The organism is Flavobacterium sp. OHVDL-2026-0007 (genome assembly GCF_059882335.1).
Genome location: NZ_CM187612.1, coordinates 863,573 through 878,454, shown reverse-complemented (window position 1 = coordinate 878,454; position 14,882 = coordinate 863,573). Strand labels below are relative to the sequence as shown.

Genomic DNA, 14,882 nt, shown 5'->3' with positions numbered 1-14,882 from the left:
GCGACAAATTTTTTAAATTTTCTCAAAAAAATCATTTTTTAGGTTAATAAATCAGTGAAAGAAAATCAATCTTAAACCAACAAAATAAAATGTATCTCGTTGATTACTAGGTTGTAAAAGTACTTCTTTTTTTTTAATCCCTATGTTAAAAAAAGTTATTTTTTGTAAGTAATTTGGAATTGTCACGATCTAAAGTTGTTTTACAAAAGACTTCGCACAAAATGAGTAGGTAAAAATGTAAAAATGCTTTAATTTTACACTATAATTATTAAAATAAAACAAATAGAAATGGATTGGATAACTGCCAAAGAATTTGAAGATATCACCTATAAAAAATGTAACGGAGTTGCGAGAATCGCATTTAACAGACCTAATGTTAGAAATGCTTTTCGCCCAAAAACCACTTCAGAACTCTACCAAGCTTTTTACGATGCACAAGAAGATACTTCTATAGGAGTGGTTTTACTTTCTGCTGAAGGGCCGTCAACAAAGGATGGTGTATACTCTTTCTGTAGTGGTGGTGATCAAAATGCACGTGGACACCAAGGTTACGTAGGGGAAGATGGTCAACATCGCCTCAATATTCTTGAAGTACAACGTTTAATTCGTTTTATGCCAAAAGTAGTCATTGCAGTAGTACCAGGCTGGGCTGTAGGTGGTGGACATAGTTTACATGTGGTTTGTGATATGACTTTAGCGAGTAAAGAACATGCCATTTTTAAACAAACAGATGCTGATGTCACTAGTTTTGACGGTGGATATGGATCTGCTTACTTAGCCAAAATGGTGGGGCAGAAAAAAGCCCGTGAAATTTTCTTTTTAGGAAGAAATTATTCCGCTCAGGAAGCCATGGATATGGGGATGGTCAATGCAGTTATTCCACACGATGAGTTAGAGGATACAGCTTTCGAATGGGCACAAGAGATTTTGCAGAAATCACCGACTTCTATCAAAATGCTAAAATTCGCGATGAATTTAACTGATGATGGTATGGTAGGACAACAAGTTTTTGCAGGTGAAGCTACTCGTTTGGCTTATATGACCGAAGAGGCAAAAGAAGGTAGAAATGCCTTTTTAGAGAAAAGAAAACCCAATTTCGGAGAAAATAAATGGTTGCCATAAGCAGCTAAAAAAAACATCGTTTTGAGATTCTTTTTTTTGAATTGCAGTAGCAAAATACAATATTGGAGACTCAGCATGCTGAAATAGAAATTAAACAAAAGAAAATATAATGAAACATTGGATTGAAGCCGCTAGATTGCGCACATTACCTTTATCCGTTTCTGGAATCATAGTGGGAAGTATTTATGCTTTATCTAACCCAACGGCAACTATCAATACTCCAACTGAAGTTTTTAGCTGGAAGATTTTTGGATTTGCCCTGCTTACAACGTTGGGCTTACAAGTCTTGTCTAATTTTGCTAATGACTATGGAGATGGTGTAAAAGGAACAGATAATGCAGATCGAGTAGGACCACAACGCGCTATTCAGAGTGGGGTAATTACACCTCAAGCCATGAAAAAGGCCATCATAATAACTTCTTTACTGACTTTATTATCGGCAATTATCTTAATCTACTTCGCTTTTGGTGAAACCAATTTTACCTATTCCCTCTTTTTCTTGTTCCTTGGAATCGCGGCAATTATTTCAGCTATTCGCTATACAGTAGGAAACTCTGCTTATGGATATAGAGGATTTGGAGACTTATTTGTTTTTATTTTCTTTGGCTTAGTGAGTACCTTAGGAGTAAACTTCTTATATTCAAAAGAAGTAGATCCACTTTTGATCTTGCCAGCGATTGCGATCGGTTTGTTGAGTGTTGGGGTTTTAAACCTAAACAATATGCGTGATGAGGAATCAGACAGAAAATCAGGAAAAAATACCATCGTGGTGCAAATGGGAGGCCAAGTAGCAAAAAAATACCACTATTTTTTAATCGTAGGGGCAATGATTTTGGTTGTGGCTTTTGCTATTTTAAGTGAGTACCACTTTGATCAGTACTTGTTTTTATTGGCTTATATCCCTTTAACTAAACATTTAATTACCGTTTATAAAAACCAAAACCCTAAGCTGTTGGATCCTGAGTTAAAGAAATTAGCGCTAAGTACATTTTTACTTTCTTTGCTACTAACCTTATGTATGGTTTCCTTGATTTCAGACATTATTGTTAATCTTTTTATGGGAGGTAGATAAAAGATAAGTTCAACTTTAAAATTGTATCAAATATGAAAATTACTTTTTACGGACACGCTTCTTTAGGAATAGAAGTTGGAGGAAAACATATTATTGTTGATCCCTTTATCACTGAAAATCCTCAGGCTGCAGCTATAGACATAAATACCTTAAAAGCGGACTATATTTTACTAACACATGCGCATGGAGATCACGTTTTAGACGTTGAAGCTATTGCCAAAAGAACTGGCGCTACTATTGTTTCCAATTATGAAATTGCTACTTATTACGCCAATCTTGGTTTTCAGTCGCACCCTATGAATCACGGTGGAAGCTGGAAATTCGATTTTGGAAAAGTGAAATATGTAAACGCTATTCACTCGAGCTCATTTCCTGACGGAAGCAACGGTGGAAATCCTGGTGGTTTTGTGATAGAAGGAGAACACAAAAACATATACATAGCGGGTGATACAGCCCTAACAATGGATATGAAACTGATTCCGTTGCGTACTAAATTAGACCTAGCCATTCTTCCCATTGGAAATAATTTTACTATGGATATAGAAGACGCTATTATTGCTTCTGATTTCATTGAATGTGATAAAATTGTCGGTTGTCATTTTGATACTTTCGGTTATATCGAAATCAATCACGAAGAAGCTATTCGTCAGTTTTTCGATAAAGGGAAAGACTTAATGCTTCTGAAAATAGGAGAGTCCATCGAACTATAAAATAGTTCATTATCTGGAATAATAATTTTCCTTCTTAGAAATAGTTAGGCTTCTTTTACAAGTCGTTTTTAAGGAGGAAAACATCAAAAAAGAAGCTAAAAAAAGACTAGAAGCAGATAAAAACAGCTGACCTTATTGCCAATTAAATTTTTCAACATGAGTTTAAAAAGAGTACTCTTATTTCTTTTTATCACCCTTTCCTTCAACACTTTTGCGCAAAAAGATGGTTATTGGGACAAGGCGCGTGCTACCACAAAGGAACTTATTGTTGCTGCTGGTGATCGTGTTACCTTTAAAGCGGAAGATCTTCCTGTTGGTACCACTGAAATTGTTTACAGAATTACCCTTCTAGATGAAAATCAACAAATGACCAATAGCCTGGTCTCCATATTAAAAGCTATTCCAGACCCTTATGGTATTGGACAAGGTTCAGCAGGTGCTGTATTCCTAATGTCCAAAATCTCTGGCGATGACACCTGTACCTATGCGCTTTTTACTTCCAAAGAAGAAGCTCAAAAATACATTGTGGATGGTAAAACAGATCAAGCCTGTTATGCTCAGGCAGAGCCACTAGGAAAAGATGCAAAACGACTATCACTAGACAAATCGTCTTGTTTGAAACAAAACACAACGGCCATTTGGTTTGGTTTTGAAAGTAAAAATTGGATCCTGAAACAAAAAGTAGTTCTAGAGGTAGTACCTTGGGTAGACATTAAACTTAATCGCGGTTGGAATCAAGACAATAAAAAGGAAATTATTAGCTTGTGCAAGACTTCTAACATGGCGCAAAAAATGGCCAATTCAGATGATTTTTGTGTTTGTATTCTCGATAAGATTACCAAACAGTATCGTTATAATGAGTTCCAGAAATTATTGGCTATAGAAAAAACTAAAGCCTACAAAGATTTTGGAAATCTGTGTTATAACGATGTGAGTATCTCTAAGAATGTGTATAATGATTTACGATCTCAAGTGGCTACTTTGATCAAATTGCAAAAGTACAACGAAGCAATACCTAAAATCAATACCATCATTAATGATGGCAAGGCCACTGCGCTAGATTATAGTAATTTGGGGTACTGCTACATTTTAACCAAACAATTTGCAAAAGCACTTAAGTTTTTGAAAGAAGGCGAAAAGCTAGATGATACAGAGTTATTGGTAAAACTAAACTTAGCGCATGTTTACTTGCTCTATGATAATTTTAGTGAGGCAAAAAACATCTATAAGAAATATCAAACTCAAAACGTGACCGATAGCTTGAGCTGGAAAGAAAAAACAAAACAAGACTTTACGGTTTTCCAAAAAGCAGGTTTACCATCCACAGATTTTGATAAAATATTAAAACTATACGACTAAATTACTTCAATAGTATTTACTGATGCTTCGCATTTGGGAGCTATAAGAACAATTACAACAGACGCAGCACCATATCATAAGATCCTTGCCGATCCAATTAACCTAAATACCTATCCCTTTGAAAGCAACTTACCATCAATACATGCTCGAGTTTAAACGCCCTTCAGGAACTTCAAGAGGCATTTTGACTCAGAAAGAAACTTGGTTTATTGTTCTGGAAGAAAATGGTAAAAAAGGAATAGGAGAGTGCGGTATACTACGTGGTTTGAGCGCTGATGATCGAGACGATTACCAAGAGAAATTGGCTTGGGCTTGCCAGAATATCCATCTAGGAGAAAAAGCACTGTGGGAAGCTCTATTGGAATTTCCTTCTATACAATTTGGAATAGAAATGGCTTTTCTGTCGCTAAAGAGCGAAGCCCCTTACGTCTTATTTCCCTCTGATTTTACCCAATACTCAAAGTCAATTACGATAAATGGACTGGTTTGGATGGGGGAGGCCACTTTCATGAAAGAGCAAATTGAAGAAAAAATAAGAGACGGCTTTAAGTGTATTAAACTCAAAATTGGCGCCATCGATTTTGAAAAAGAATTAGCCTTATTGGCGTTTATACGCAGTCACTTTTCGGCTGAACAAATCGAAATAAGAGTGGATGCTAATGGGGCATTTGCTTTAAATCAAGCTTTAGACAAGTTAAGTCAGTTGAATCAATTTCAATTACATAGCATTGAACAACCAATTAAAAAAGGCCATACAGAAGCCATGGCGGATCTGTGCGCCAATAGTCCTTTTCCAATTGCATTGGACGAAGAATTAATCGGCGTATTTTCCTTTGAGGACAAAGAAAAATTGTTGCAGCAAATTAAGCCGCAATACATAATTCTAAAACCAAGCTTCATTGGAGGTTTTCGTGGAACTCAACAATGGATCACCTTGGCTAATAAATACAATATTGGATGGTGGATTACATCGGCTCTAGAAAGTAATATTGGATTAAACGCTATCGCTCAATGGACCTATATGCAAAACAGTCCAATGCCACAAGGTTTAGGTACTGGCGCTCTTTATACCAATAATTTTGATTGTCCACTGGAAGTTTCTCATGGGCAGTTATGGTATAATTCAACTAAAGACTGGGCGTCCACTTTTCTAAACAAGGCATAAAAAAACTGGCTTTTGAGGCCAGTTCTTTTGGTTATAGTCATGTTTGGTTTTATTCTTTTCCTCCATCTAAAGTCTCTTGCCAATCTTTTAACTCTTGCCATTTCCCTTCATGAGCTAATAATGCTTGCTTAGCCCAGGTACCTGGATTGTGAATAGCATAGTTCTCTCCTGCAGCATCTAAAATAGCTTGTGATTTTGAAATAGGGGTCTCGGCTAACTGCAACCAGGTCTTAATACCCGCTTTATGGTAAAGCTCTTCTATTTTTGGCCCAATTCCTTCTACTATTTTCAAATCATTTTCTTTTATTTTACGTCCCAACACTTTTGCGGCCAAAGCGCCATCAAAAAGTACAGCAGGTGCAAGGCTACCAGCAAAGGATTGTATAGATCCTTTTGATTGATTCGCCAAATCTGTTTCTAAAGATGCTATTTTAGCATTTAAACTCTTGGTATTGGCTTTACAGGCATCTAAATCAGCTTGTAGTGACAAGGCAAGTGAATCATCTCCTTTTGCGTTCATTTTCCCTAATAAATAGCCTAAAATTCCACAGATTAAACCCACTAGAGCAGGTATTAAGATACAAGGTATATTCATAATAGTATGTTTTTGATTAATTATTTTATAGTAATAACAGTTCTTCTGTTGTTGGCTTTACCTTCAGAGGTTGTATTCTCACCAATTGGCTCATCAGGGCCTTTTGATTCGGTTGTAATACGAGCAGCTTCGATACCATTTTTAGATAAATAGTTTTTAGAAAACTCTGCACGTTTTTGTCCCAAGACAACATTAGCCTCACGGTTACCTACATTGTCTGTATGTCCAACTATTAAAACAACGGCATCTTTTACATGATCCATATACTTGGCTATGTCAGCCACTTTTTGTTTTTCAAGACCACTCAACTGATCACTACTTTTATTAGTGCTAAAATGCAAAATTAGCGCTTCTGCGTTGATTTTGTCTTTCAGAGCACTCCACTGATCTGATGCGACTGAAGTTGTGTCTATGGCCTCAAATTTGTATTCAACAGGCCCTAAGAGTGTGTCCAAATCCATTTTTAACTTATCTATAATTTGACCTTTTGTATCAAATTGAGAAGCAATCAACCCTTTTGAGATAAAGTACCTCTTGACATCATTTGCCCTTGCTAAACCCAAATTCTCAAAAGTAGTGGTGTTTTTTTCATCCGTTGTTGCATAGCCCGTAATGGTCACTTTTTGTTTTGGGTTCGCTGCTAAGAATGTTTTTAGATTTTCAATACCTATAGCTACAGAATCGCGAAGAGGCATAATAACCATCGAACTACTTTTCAGAAACTTGATGTTATCATGGCTATGATAGTCAATTCCTGTACCATTTAAAATAAAAGGGACAAAATCAGCGTCCTGAGCCACCGCTACTACTACTTTTTCAGTATCGACAGCAGGTGTTTTCATACAGCAATTGCAACAAAATTTTTCATACAAAAAAGTACCTAAAATGATCGTTATTGCAATGCCTAATAGATAAAGTGCTTTTTTAGACATAAGTTATGAAATTAAGATTCTATCAAATTTAACAAAAAAATAAATACATAATACATTACGAATTGGTTATTTTAATGTTATTCATCTAGTTTTTAGTTATTTATGTCGGATTCTATTAAAATCGATAACATTAGCTCTTCTGGATTTTAAGACTAAATTAAATTGAGTAACTTGCAATGAAAAATTAATTTAGATCCAAAAATGATAGAAATTGAAAGAAAGTTTCTGGTAAAATCAAATGATTTTAAAGAATATGCTTTTACTCAAAATAGCATTGCCCAAGGATATCTGAGTTCAGTTCCTGAAAGAACTGTTCGTGTTCGAATTAAGGGAAATAAAGGCTTTATAACCATCAAAGGAATTAGCCATCAAGGTGGCATGTCTCGTTTTGAATGGGAGAATGAAATTCCACTTGTTGAAGCACAAGCCTTATTGGCGCTCTGCGAAAAAGGAAAGATAGAAAAAACGCGTTTTGAAGTACAAGCAGGGAAACATGTAATTGAAATAGACGAATTCTACGGTGAAAATGAAGGCCTAGTCATGGCAGAGATTGAATTAGAGTCAGAAACAGAGGCTTTCGAAAAACCGAGTTGGTTAGGGGAGGAAGTAACCAATGATCCAAGATATTACAATGCCTATCTGAGTAAAACTCCTTTTAAAGATTGGGAAAAATAAAGCACTTATGACAGATTATGATTTGATTATTGTCGGAGGCGGTCCTATTGGACTCGCTTGTGCCATTGAAGCTCAAAAGAAAAATTTACGATATCTGATTATCGAAAAAGGCGCTATTGTAAACAGTATTTTCAATTACCCTTTGTACATGACTTTTTTTTCGACTGCTGAGCGCTTAGAAATTGGAGACATCCCTTTTAATTGTTTAGCACCAAAGCCAGGACGTCAGGAAGCTTTAGAATACTATCGAAATATTCATCGTTATTTTAAATTTTCAATTCATTTGTTTGAAGAGGTGAGGCAGGTGGTTAAAATTGGGCATGATTCTTTTAAGATTACTACTAGTAAAAGCTCTTACCAAGCCAAGAACGTGATCATTGCTACGGGTTTCTACGATATTCCCCTTGAAATGAAGGTAGAAGGAGAAGAGCTTCCCAAAGTGCGTCATTATTACAAAGAAGCACATGAATTTGCTTTTAGAAATATAGTGGTGGTAGGAGCTAATAATTCTTCTGTGGATGCCGCTTTAGAATGCTGGCGAAAAGGAGCCAATGTCACTATGGTTATTCGTAAAAACGCCATCAACGACAGAGTCAAATACTGGGTAAAACCTGATATTGAAAATAGAATTTCTGAAGGAAGCATACAGGCGTATTTTGAATCCAATATTACCTCAATCAGAGAAGATCAAGTTATTATCGAAACACCAACTGGTGCAATAGAATTGGAAAACGATTTTGTCCTGGCGCTAACAGGCTATAAACCTGATTTAAGTTTTCTAGAAAAAATGGGGATTCACCTCTCTAATGACGAACTAAAGACACCTAGCTACAATCCCCAAACTATGGAGACCAATTTAGAAGGATTGTTTCTAGCAGGAGTGGTTTGTGGAGGAATGCAAACTCATAAATGGTTTATTGAAAACTCTCGTATTCACGCTAGTATGATTGTCAATCATATTACAGAAAAAGCCAATTGTAAGATCGCCTAAATTATACTAGGATCCCTTCAAGCGAATTCAAGTGCACTAATGAAACACTCTCGAATTCGCTTGATTGATCCTTTTTTTTATGTTTTTTACTCTCCTTAAGAACTACAGGAAAGCATAGAACAACCTACTTTTGAGCGAGCCCAATCAGGTCGTTTTGCAAACCATTTTTGATATTCAGGTTGCTCGTCATAAGGTTTTTGAAGCAGTACGTAAAGCTCGTTTAACAACGAAAAATCATCTTGATCTGCTGCCTCTATAGCCAACTGAGCCATATAATTTCGCAGTACATACTTTGGATTGATCTGATTCATTTTACTAGCACGTGTGCTGTCATCCAATTTTTCCCCTTGCAATCTTTCACTATAAAGAGAAAACCATTTTTGCCAGCTTTCTAAAATAGGTCCTTTAATTTCTTCGGGTATGTAAAAAGAATCTTGAATCTTCTCCATTGCTTTTACTGTAGAGTCAGATTTTGTGACATTACTCAAATTTCTAAAAAACAGAGTCATATCGGTCTCTGTTAACTCAAAAGCAGCTTCTAGATTCTTTATCAATTCACCATCGTTTTCAGTAGAGGTAAAGAGTCCTAATTTACTTAAAAACATCTCCTTATACTCGGAATCAAAATCGATCATAAACGATTCCAATATTTTTTCCAGTGGCGCTGCTTCATTAATTAATGGATAAAGAGCATTGGCTAATTGATACAAATTCCACTGTGCAATTTGAGGTTGATTCCCGAATCGGTATCGTCTAAATTGCCTATCAGTTGTATTGGGTGTCCAATTGGAATCATAGTTATCTAACCAGCCGTATGGTCCATAATCAATGGTGATACCATGAATCGACATATTGTCTGTATTCATTACCCCATGTACAAAACCAACACGCTGCCAATGCAGTATCATCTCGCGGGTTTGATCCGCTACCTTTTTAAACAATTCTATATACTGTTCCTTAGGTTCTCCTTTGATTTCAGGAAAGTAATATTTTATAGTATAGTCAACAAGTTGTTGCAAATTTTTAAGTTCATTTCTGGCTGTTAACATTTCAAAGCTACCAAAACGAATAAAGGAAGGCGCAACACGACAGACAATAGCACCTTTTTCGTACGCGGGATTTCCGTCGTATAAAACATCACGTAAAACTTGATCCCCAGAAAGCATTAAGGAAAGCGATCGAGTAGTAGGTACCCCTAAATGAAACATGGCTTCAGCACATAGATATTCTCTAACAGAGGAACGCAGCACCGCCAAGCCATCCGCTGTTCTGGAATAAGGTGTTTTTCCTGCTCCTTTTAATTGAAGGGTAAAAAAGGCTTTATCATGTTCTACTTCCGTCAAATTGATGGCACGACCGTCTCCTAACTGTCCAGCCCAGTTACCAAACTGATGTCCTGCATAACACATGGCATAAGGACGCGTTCCTTCCAGAATTTCATTACCTGAAAAAACATTCAAAAAGGATTTGGACCCTATTTCTTCTGCTGAGATACCCACCATTTCTGCTACACTTTCAGAGGCGTGAATTAATTTGGGCTGGGCTGTTTTTGTTGGATCTACATAGGAGAAAAGCACATTAGAAACTTGTCGAACTTCATTTGTTTCCTTAGGATCCGCCGGTAATTCAGCCGTAAACCTGTTTTGTATTTTTAAGTTTTTCATTCCAATTTTTTCTTTCTTTAAGGCTGTACGAGCTATAATAGAGCCAAAATAGTTAAATAATTACATCGATTAGTCCGCTAACCTATCGGCATACATCTTAGTTAACTTCTCTATTTTCGGATCAATTACAATTTGACAGTAACGCGCCTCCTGATTGTTATTATAATAGTTCTGATGATCCTGTTCAGCCTCATAAAAGACTTCAAAAGGAATTAATTCCGTTACAATGGGATCTGAATAAAAAGGCTTTACTTCCACAAATACCTGTTGTGCAATGGCCTTTTGTTCCTGGTCATGATATAAAACAATAGAACGGTATTGCGTACCGCTATCGGCCCCTTGACGATTTAATGTTGTAGGGTCATGACTAGTCATAAAGATGAAAATTAAGTCATGATATGAAATTATGGCAGGGTCAAACGTTACTTGGATCACCTCTGCATGACCCGTTCGGCCTGTACAGACCTCTCGATAAGGAGGATTCTTGATAAAACCTCCAGCATATCCCGATTTTAGAGCCGCTACCCCTTTCAAACGCTGCATGACAGCTTCTATACACCAAAAACACCCACCACCAAAAGTAGCTACTGATACATTTTCCATAAATAGTATTGTTAAACTTTTAATTGCCTATTAATCCGATAGAATATTCTGCTAAATTACTTAATAAAAAGAGTATTTAATTAAAAATATCGAAGGCTTGTTTACCGTTTATAGTTTATAATTGATAAATTCGCAATTCTAGAAAAAAGCAATATATTTGCAATCAAACACAGGCATCATAATGAATAGCAAAAATAATACCATCACTTTAGAAACTTATTTTCAAGACTTTAGAAAAAATATAGTCGGGGTTAATCAGGAATTTACCTCTCCATATGGAAAGAAAAAGATTATTTACACTGATTGGACTGCCAGCGGAAGACTATATCGCCCTATTGAAGAGAAACTTCTTAATGATTTCGGTCCTTTTGTAGCCAATACACATACCGAAACGACAGTGTCAGGTACGGCCATGACAAAAGCGTACCATCATGCCAGAAACATTATCAAGCGACACGCCAATGCTAATGAAGATGATGTTTTAATTACTGACGGAACTGGAATGACCGGAGTAATCAATAAATTCCAACGTATTTTAGGATTAAAAATTCCTGAAAACTTAAAAAATTGCACGATAGTCCCAGCAGAGAAAAAACCAGTGGTTTTCATTTCTCATATGGAGCATCATTCCAACCAAACCTCATGGTTAGAGACTATTGCCGATGTTGAGATTATTCCTTCCTGTGAAAAAGGACTTTTTAGTTTAGACAATTTAGAAATACTATTAGAGCAATATAAAAATAGAACCATTAAAATTGCTTCGATCACTTCTTGCTCCAATGTAACGGGTTTAAAGACACCATTTCATGAAGCTGCCAAATTAATGCATCAGCACAATGGGCTTTGTTTCGTAGATTTTGCTTGTTCAGGACCTTACGTACCGATCGATATGCACCCAGAAGATTCGGAATCGTATTTGGATGCTATTTTCTTTTCTCCGCATAAATTTTTAGGAGGACCAGGTACATCAGGAGTTTTAATTTTTAATAAAAAACTATACCACAATATCATTCCAGATTGTCCTGGAGGAGGAACCGTAAGTTGGACTAATCCTTGGGGAGAACACAAATATGTAGACAATATTGAGGATCGTGAAGACGGAGGAACTCCAGGTTTCTTGCAAGTCATCAAAACAGCTCTAGCAATTGAGCTGAAAGAAGAAATGGGAATTGAGAACATTTTGCAACGAGAACACGAGATTGTAACCTTCATTTTTGACGAATTGGGAGCTGTACCCAATATTAAAATTCTAGCAGGACAACACAAAGAGCGCTTAGGAGTAGTTTCCTTTTTTATTGAAGACCTTCATTTTAATTTAGGCGTAAAATTACTAAATGATAAATTTGGTATTCAGACTAGAGGAGGATGCAGTTGTGCGGGAACCTATGGTCACTTTTTATTACACGTTGATCAGGAAACCTCCAATAAATTGGTTGATGAAATTACCATTGGCGATTTGATCAAAAAACCAGGATGGATCAGAATGTCAATACATCCCACCACGACAAATGAAGAAATTGCCTTTGTATGTGAAAGTATAAAAGAATTAGCGAAACACCATACCACTTGGGCTTTAGATTATAGCTACAACAAAGACACTAATGAGTTCGTGCACAAAAACGCGAATTCATTTGAAGATGAACTAGTGAAAGGCTGGTTTAAAAGCTAAATACAAGACAACAGTTAAAAATAAACCCAGCATGTTTTTAAAATTTGCTGGGTTTGCTTTTAGTACTCTTTTAATTCTAGTGTTTTATCGCATTAGTAAGGAGGAATACTTAAGATTCCTGGAATTTCTTCAATGACAATAAAGCTTGTTCTTGTACTTTATTTTGAAAAAAACCGGTCCACCCCATTAAATAACCAGAGATTCCAAATGCTTGTTTGGACCAATTCCAAAGATCAAAGTGGTCCACATGTTTAATGATTAAACCGTCTTGAAAAACAAATTCCGCTGAAATTGCATTAATAACCTTTCTATTGGTTTTACTAAAATGGTAGGTTGCCACCCAATTCGCAGAACCAGTAGTCTCTGTAGCTTTTATATTGGAAAATTCGATTTTTATCTGGCCTTTACTTTTTAAGATCAGCATCTCCCACATCTTCGAAACTTGTTTTTCTTTTAACAAGCCAAAAACTGGATCCTTAAATTGAACCTTTGGATGATAACATTCTATCATGGTTTTAGCATCACCCTTTGAAAATGCAGTATAGAATTTTGTAATTAAGCTTTCGTTAGCATTCATAGCAATAGTATTAAGGTGTAGTCACAGGAGTAGTCTGTAATCCGCAATTTATAAAAGGCTAATTTCTTTGGCCGTATCGTATGTTTTTTTTGATTTATCGAAGGCTGTCGAAAAATAAGCCATTTTGTTCTCGGTTGTAAAGTAACCCGTTTGATTGCCAAAGACATTTGAACTACCTGTAATAATAAATCGAATAGCCTTGATATCGGTTTGTTTTAGCTTATTCATTTCCAATGGAGTAAAGTAATAATAGCTAGAGGTTTTACCATCAGCCGCTTCATTGATCTTTTTATCCACACAGGCAATAACATCTCCGTTGGCTAAATCTACATAAACCCCACCCGAAATTCTCATCTTGTCATTAGCCGTGGCAATAGTCAATTTTAAAATACCCCCTTTGTCTGTTTTACCAATTTGAACATTTGTTTCACCACTAAAAGCATATTTTTCACAAATGAAAGTATAACTTGGGGTTGCCCGAAAAGGTTTTGAATCTTTCACCGTTATGGTTTCTTGAGCAGTTCCGAAGGTGGAAACAAATAGTAATACAAACAGCGGTATTTTTATCTTCATAGTTAATTTATTATTCAGTTATTTTAGCATCAAAACTTTGATCCCAATCCATTGATTTTATAGCCGATATTAAGTTGTTCTCATCTACAAAAACACGTAGTTCTTTGTTGGCAATTTTTTTAGTATACAACGCATGGTAACGGTAAATCACCTCATGCTTAGTTTTGTATACACCATCTAATTTTAAATCAATAAAACTTCCATAATACTGTCTAAATCTTTGACAAGTTTTAGTCAAACGCTCTTCAGTGGTGTTTTCCATCACCGACTTGGTCACTTCCGTTTCATTAAAAGGTTTAAACTTAGAGGTGTTGCACGTAGCTAAAACTCGTTTACCTAATTCATAGGCCTTTTTTTGTTGATTTGCACTAACCTCAGTAGCCGCTAGCTTCTTAATTTTAAGACTTTCGGTGTCTCTACTAACGTTTTTGGATTTACATCCAATTAACAACAACAAACATATAATCAATCCTGCTTTCTTCATAACTATTTATGTTATTTTTAATAATAAGTTGGGGTCGGGACAATTCTCTATATAAAAATTCAAATCATTCGAATTACAAACACCAGGATAATCACCCCAAAATTCTTGCATATTTCGTATAATTTGAAAATGAACATGTGGTGCATAATCACCATTAACAGCTGAATTTCCTAGAGCCGCTATTTGCTCTCCTTTTTTAAAGAATGCCCCAACGGTAAGATCTTCTATACTTTCAAACGATAAATGTCCGTATAAAGTATGAAACTTTTCATTTTCAATTTCATGTTCCAAAATAATAGTCGGACCATAGTCTCCTAAACCAATATTGTTTTTAAAACTATGTACCTTACCATCAAGGGCTGCCAAAACAGCCGTTCCTTCTTTTGTCCATAAATCCAAACCAATATGAATGTTACGTTCAGGAATGGACTCATTTTTAAAAATTGTACTTCGCTGATACAAAGTTCGTCCCTCTATGTACCCTCCAAAGGCTACTTTAGCCTGGTTTTTTTCTAAAAAATCAGTGATAAAACCTTCAAATTCAGTAGCGTTTTTAGGCTTTGATTGCACTAATTCCTCATTGGCAGTCGATAAGTCCAATGGAATGTACTGTGAATATTCTAGAGTCGAATCCAGTACTTTAGTAGCAGGTAGTGCTTTTAAAATGGAAGCAAGGCGTTTCATAGGGTTT

Annotated in this window: 16 protein-coding genes; 8 read left to right on the top strand and 8 right to left on the bottom strand. The window is 36.0% G+C overall.

Features of this window, described 5'->3' with window-relative positions:
- Nucleotides 1-288 precede the first annotated feature (288 nt).
- The 5 genes from AC51AA_RS03655 (at nucleotide 289) to AC51AA_RS03635 (ending at nucleotide 5,428) form a co-directional block, all read left to right on the top strand.
- Entirely contained in the window at nucleotides 289-1,122 is an 834-nt protein-coding gene (locus AC51AA_RS03655) for a 1,4-dihydroxy-2-naphthoyl-CoA synthase (RefSeq protein WP_500704385.1), read from the top strand.
- A gap of 109 nt (nucleotides 1,123-1,231) precedes the next feature.
- Complete coding sequence (gene menA, locus AC51AA_RS03650; protein WP_500704384.1) at nucleotides 1,232-2,194, top strand: 1,4-dihydroxy-2-naphthoate octaprenyltransferase; 963 nt, start codon at nucleotides 1,232-1,234, stop codon at nucleotides 2,192-2,194.
- A gap of 32 nt (nucleotides 2,195-2,226) precedes the next feature.
- Nucleotides 2,227-2,904 carry a metal-dependent hydrolase gene (locus AC51AA_RS03645; protein ID WP_500704383.1) on the top strand — a complete coding sequence of 226 codons (678 nt, stop codon included), beginning with the start codon at nucleotides 2,227-2,229 and terminating at the stop codon, nucleotides 2,902-2,904.
- Nucleotides 2,905-3,060: 156 nt separating this feature from the next.
- The gene (locus AC51AA_RS03640; RefSeq protein WP_500704382.1) at nucleotides 3,061-4,263 is read left to right on the top strand and encodes a tetratricopeptide repeat protein; all 1,203 of its coding nucleotides are present in this window, start codon (nucleotides 3,061-3,063) and stop codon (nucleotides 4,261-4,263) included.
- Between the two features lie 118 nt (nucleotides 4,264-4,381).
- Nucleotides 4,382-5,428 carry an o-succinylbenzoate synthase gene (locus AC51AA_RS03635; protein ID WP_500704381.1) on the top strand — a complete coding sequence of 349 codons (1,047 nt, stop codon included), beginning with the start codon at nucleotides 4,382-4,384 and terminating at the stop codon, nucleotides 5,426-5,428.
- A gap of 49 nt (nucleotides 5,429-5,477) precedes the next feature.
- On the opposite strand, the gene AC51AA_RS03630 is transcribed toward AC51AA_RS03635, so the two are convergent.
- Together AC51AA_RS03630 and AC51AA_RS03625 are read right to left on the bottom strand one after the other, a co-directional pair.
- Complete coding sequence (locus AC51AA_RS03630) at nucleotides 5,478-6,023, bottom strand: hypothetical protein (protein WP_500704380.1); 546 nt, start codon at nucleotides 6,021-6,023, stop codon at nucleotides 5,478-5,480.
- A 20-nt stretch (nucleotides 6,024-6,043) separates the two neighbouring features.
- Complete coding sequence (locus AC51AA_RS03625) at nucleotides 6,044-6,955, bottom strand: OmpA family protein (protein ID WP_500704379.1); 912 nt, start codon at nucleotides 6,953-6,955, stop codon at nucleotides 6,044-6,046.
- 201 nt (nucleotides 6,956-7,156) lie between these two features.
- Between AC51AA_RS03625 and AC51AA_RS03620 the strand changes: the two genes are divergently transcribed.
- Nucleotides 7,157-7,630: a CYTH domain-containing protein gene (locus tag AC51AA_RS03620; protein WP_500704378.1), complete on the top strand. Its 474-nt coding sequence runs from the start codon at nucleotides 7,157-7,159 to the stop codon at nucleotides 7,628-7,630.
- Between the two features lie 7 nt (nucleotides 7,631-7,637).
- Nucleotides 7,638-8,621, top strand: coding sequence for a YpdA family putative bacillithiol disulfide reductase (locus AC51AA_RS03615; protein ID WP_500704377.1), 984 nt, complete (start codon nucleotides 7,638-7,640; stop codon nucleotides 8,619-8,621).
- Nucleotides 8,622-8,716: 95 nt separating this feature from the next.
- On the opposite strand, the gene AC51AA_RS03610 is transcribed toward AC51AA_RS03615, so the two are convergent.
- The gene (locus tag AC51AA_RS03610) at nucleotides 8,717-10,285 is read right to left on the bottom strand and encodes a protein adenylyltransferase SelO (RefSeq protein WP_500704376.1); all 1,569 of its coding nucleotides are present in this window, start codon (nucleotides 10,283-10,285) and stop codon (nucleotides 8,717-8,719) included.
- 69 nt (nucleotides 10,286-10,354) lie between these two features.
- The gene (gene msrA / locus AC51AA_RS03605) at nucleotides 10,355-10,888 is read right to left on the bottom strand and encodes a peptide-methionine (S)-S-oxide reductase MsrA (RefSeq protein ID WP_500704375.1); all 534 of its coding nucleotides are present in this window, start codon (nucleotides 10,886-10,888) and stop codon (nucleotides 10,355-10,357) included.
- A gap of 181 nt (nucleotides 10,889-11,069) precedes the next feature.
- Here msrA and AC51AA_RS03600 point away from each other — a divergent pair, with 181 nt between their 5' ends.
- The gene (locus AC51AA_RS03600; protein WP_500704374.1) at nucleotides 11,070-12,557 is read left to right on the top strand and encodes an aminotransferase class V-fold PLP-dependent enzyme; all 1,488 of its coding nucleotides are present in this window, start codon (nucleotides 11,070-11,072) and stop codon (nucleotides 12,555-12,557) included.
- Nucleotides 12,558-12,666: 109 nt separating this feature from the next.
- Here AC51AA_RS03600 and AC51AA_RS03595 read toward each other — a convergent pair whose 3' ends face one another.
- The 4 genes from AC51AA_RS03595 to AC51AA_RS03580 are packed head-to-tail and all read right to left on the bottom strand — an operon-like array spanning nucleotide 12,667 to nucleotide 14,875.
- The gene (locus AC51AA_RS03595; RefSeq protein WP_500704373.1) at nucleotides 12,667-13,134 is read right to left on the bottom strand and encodes a nuclear transport factor 2 family protein; all 468 of its coding nucleotides are present in this window, start codon (nucleotides 13,132-13,134) and stop codon (nucleotides 12,667-12,669) included.
- 48 nt (nucleotides 13,135-13,182) lie between these two features.
- Nucleotides 13,183-13,707, bottom strand: a complete 525-nt coding sequence (locus AC51AA_RS03590; protein WP_500704372.1) for a hypothetical protein — start codon at nucleotides 13,705-13,707, stop codon at nucleotides 13,183-13,185.
- Nucleotides 13,708-13,717: 10 nt separating this feature from the next.
- On the bottom strand, nucleotides 13,718-14,191 hold the full coding sequence (locus AC51AA_RS03585; protein WP_500704371.1) for a hypothetical protein: 474 nt from the start codon (nucleotides 14,189-14,191) through the stop codon (nucleotides 13,718-13,720).
- 6 nt (nucleotides 14,192-14,197) lie between these two features.
- The gene (locus AC51AA_RS03580) at nucleotides 14,198-14,875 is read right to left on the bottom strand and encodes a peptidoglycan DD-metalloendopeptidase family protein (protein WP_500704370.1); all 678 of its coding nucleotides are present in this window, start codon (nucleotides 14,873-14,875) and stop codon (nucleotides 14,198-14,200) included.
- Nucleotides 14,876-14,882: the final 7 nt, after the last annotated feature.

Excerpts from the sequence above, each read along its gene's own strand:
- AC51AA_RS03615 (WP_500704377.1), top strand. The coding sequence starts at position 7,638 with ATGACAGATTATGATTTGATTATTGTCGGAGGCGGTCCTATTGGACTC.
- AC51AA_RS03645 (WP_500704383.1), top strand. The coding sequence starts at position 2,227 with ATGAAAATTACTTTTTACGGACACGCTTCTTTAGGAATAGAAGTTGGA.
- AC51AA_RS03580 (WP_500704370.1), bottom strand. The coding sequence starts at position 14,875 with ATGAAACGCCTTGCTTCCATTTTAAAAGCACTACCTGCTACTAAAGTA.
- AC51AA_RS03625 (WP_500704379.1), bottom strand. The coding sequence starts at position 6,955 with ATGTCTAAAAAAGCACTTTATCTATTAGGCATTGCAATAACGATCATT.
- AC51AA_RS03640 (WP_500704382.1), top strand. The coding sequence starts at position 3,061 with ATGAGTTTAAAAAGAGTACTCTTATTTCTTTTTATCACCCTTTCCTTC.
- AC51AA_RS03600 (WP_500704374.1), top strand. The coding sequence starts at position 11,070 with ATGAATAGCAAAAATAATACCATCACTTTAGAAACTTATTTTCAAGAC.
- msrA (WP_500704375.1), bottom strand. The coding sequence starts at position 10,888 with ATGGAAAATGTATCAGTAGCTACTTTTGGTGGTGGGTGTTTTTGGTGT.
- AC51AA_RS03630 (WP_500704380.1), bottom strand. The coding sequence starts at position 6,023 with ATGAATATACCTTGTATCTTAATACCTGCTCTAGTGGGTTTAATCTGT.
- AC51AA_RS03585 (WP_500704371.1), bottom strand. The coding sequence starts at position 14,191 with ATGAAGAAAGCAGGATTGATTATATGTTTGTTGTTGTTAATTGGATGT.
- AC51AA_RS03655 (WP_500704385.1), top strand. The coding sequence starts at position 289 with ATGGATTGGATAACTGCCAAAGAATTTGAAGATATCACCTATAAAAAA.
- AC51AA_RS03595 (WP_500704373.1), bottom strand. The coding sequence starts at position 13,134 with ATGAATGCTAACGAAAGCTTAATTACAAAATTCTATACTGCATTTTCA.
- AC51AA_RS03590 (WP_500704372.1), bottom strand. The coding sequence starts at position 13,707 with ATGAAGATAAAAATACCGCTGTTTGTATTACTATTTGTTTCCACCTTC.
- menA (WP_500704384.1), top strand. The coding sequence starts at position 1,232 with ATGAAACATTGGATTGAAGCCGCTAGATTGCGCACATTACCTTTATCC.
- AC51AA_RS03610 (WP_500704376.1), bottom strand. The coding sequence starts at position 10,285 with ATGAAAAACTTAAAAATACAAAACAGGTTTACGGCTGAATTACCGGCG.
- AC51AA_RS03620 (WP_500704378.1), top strand. The coding sequence starts at position 7,157 with ATGATAGAAATTGAAAGAAAGTTTCTGGTAAAATCAAATGATTTTAAA.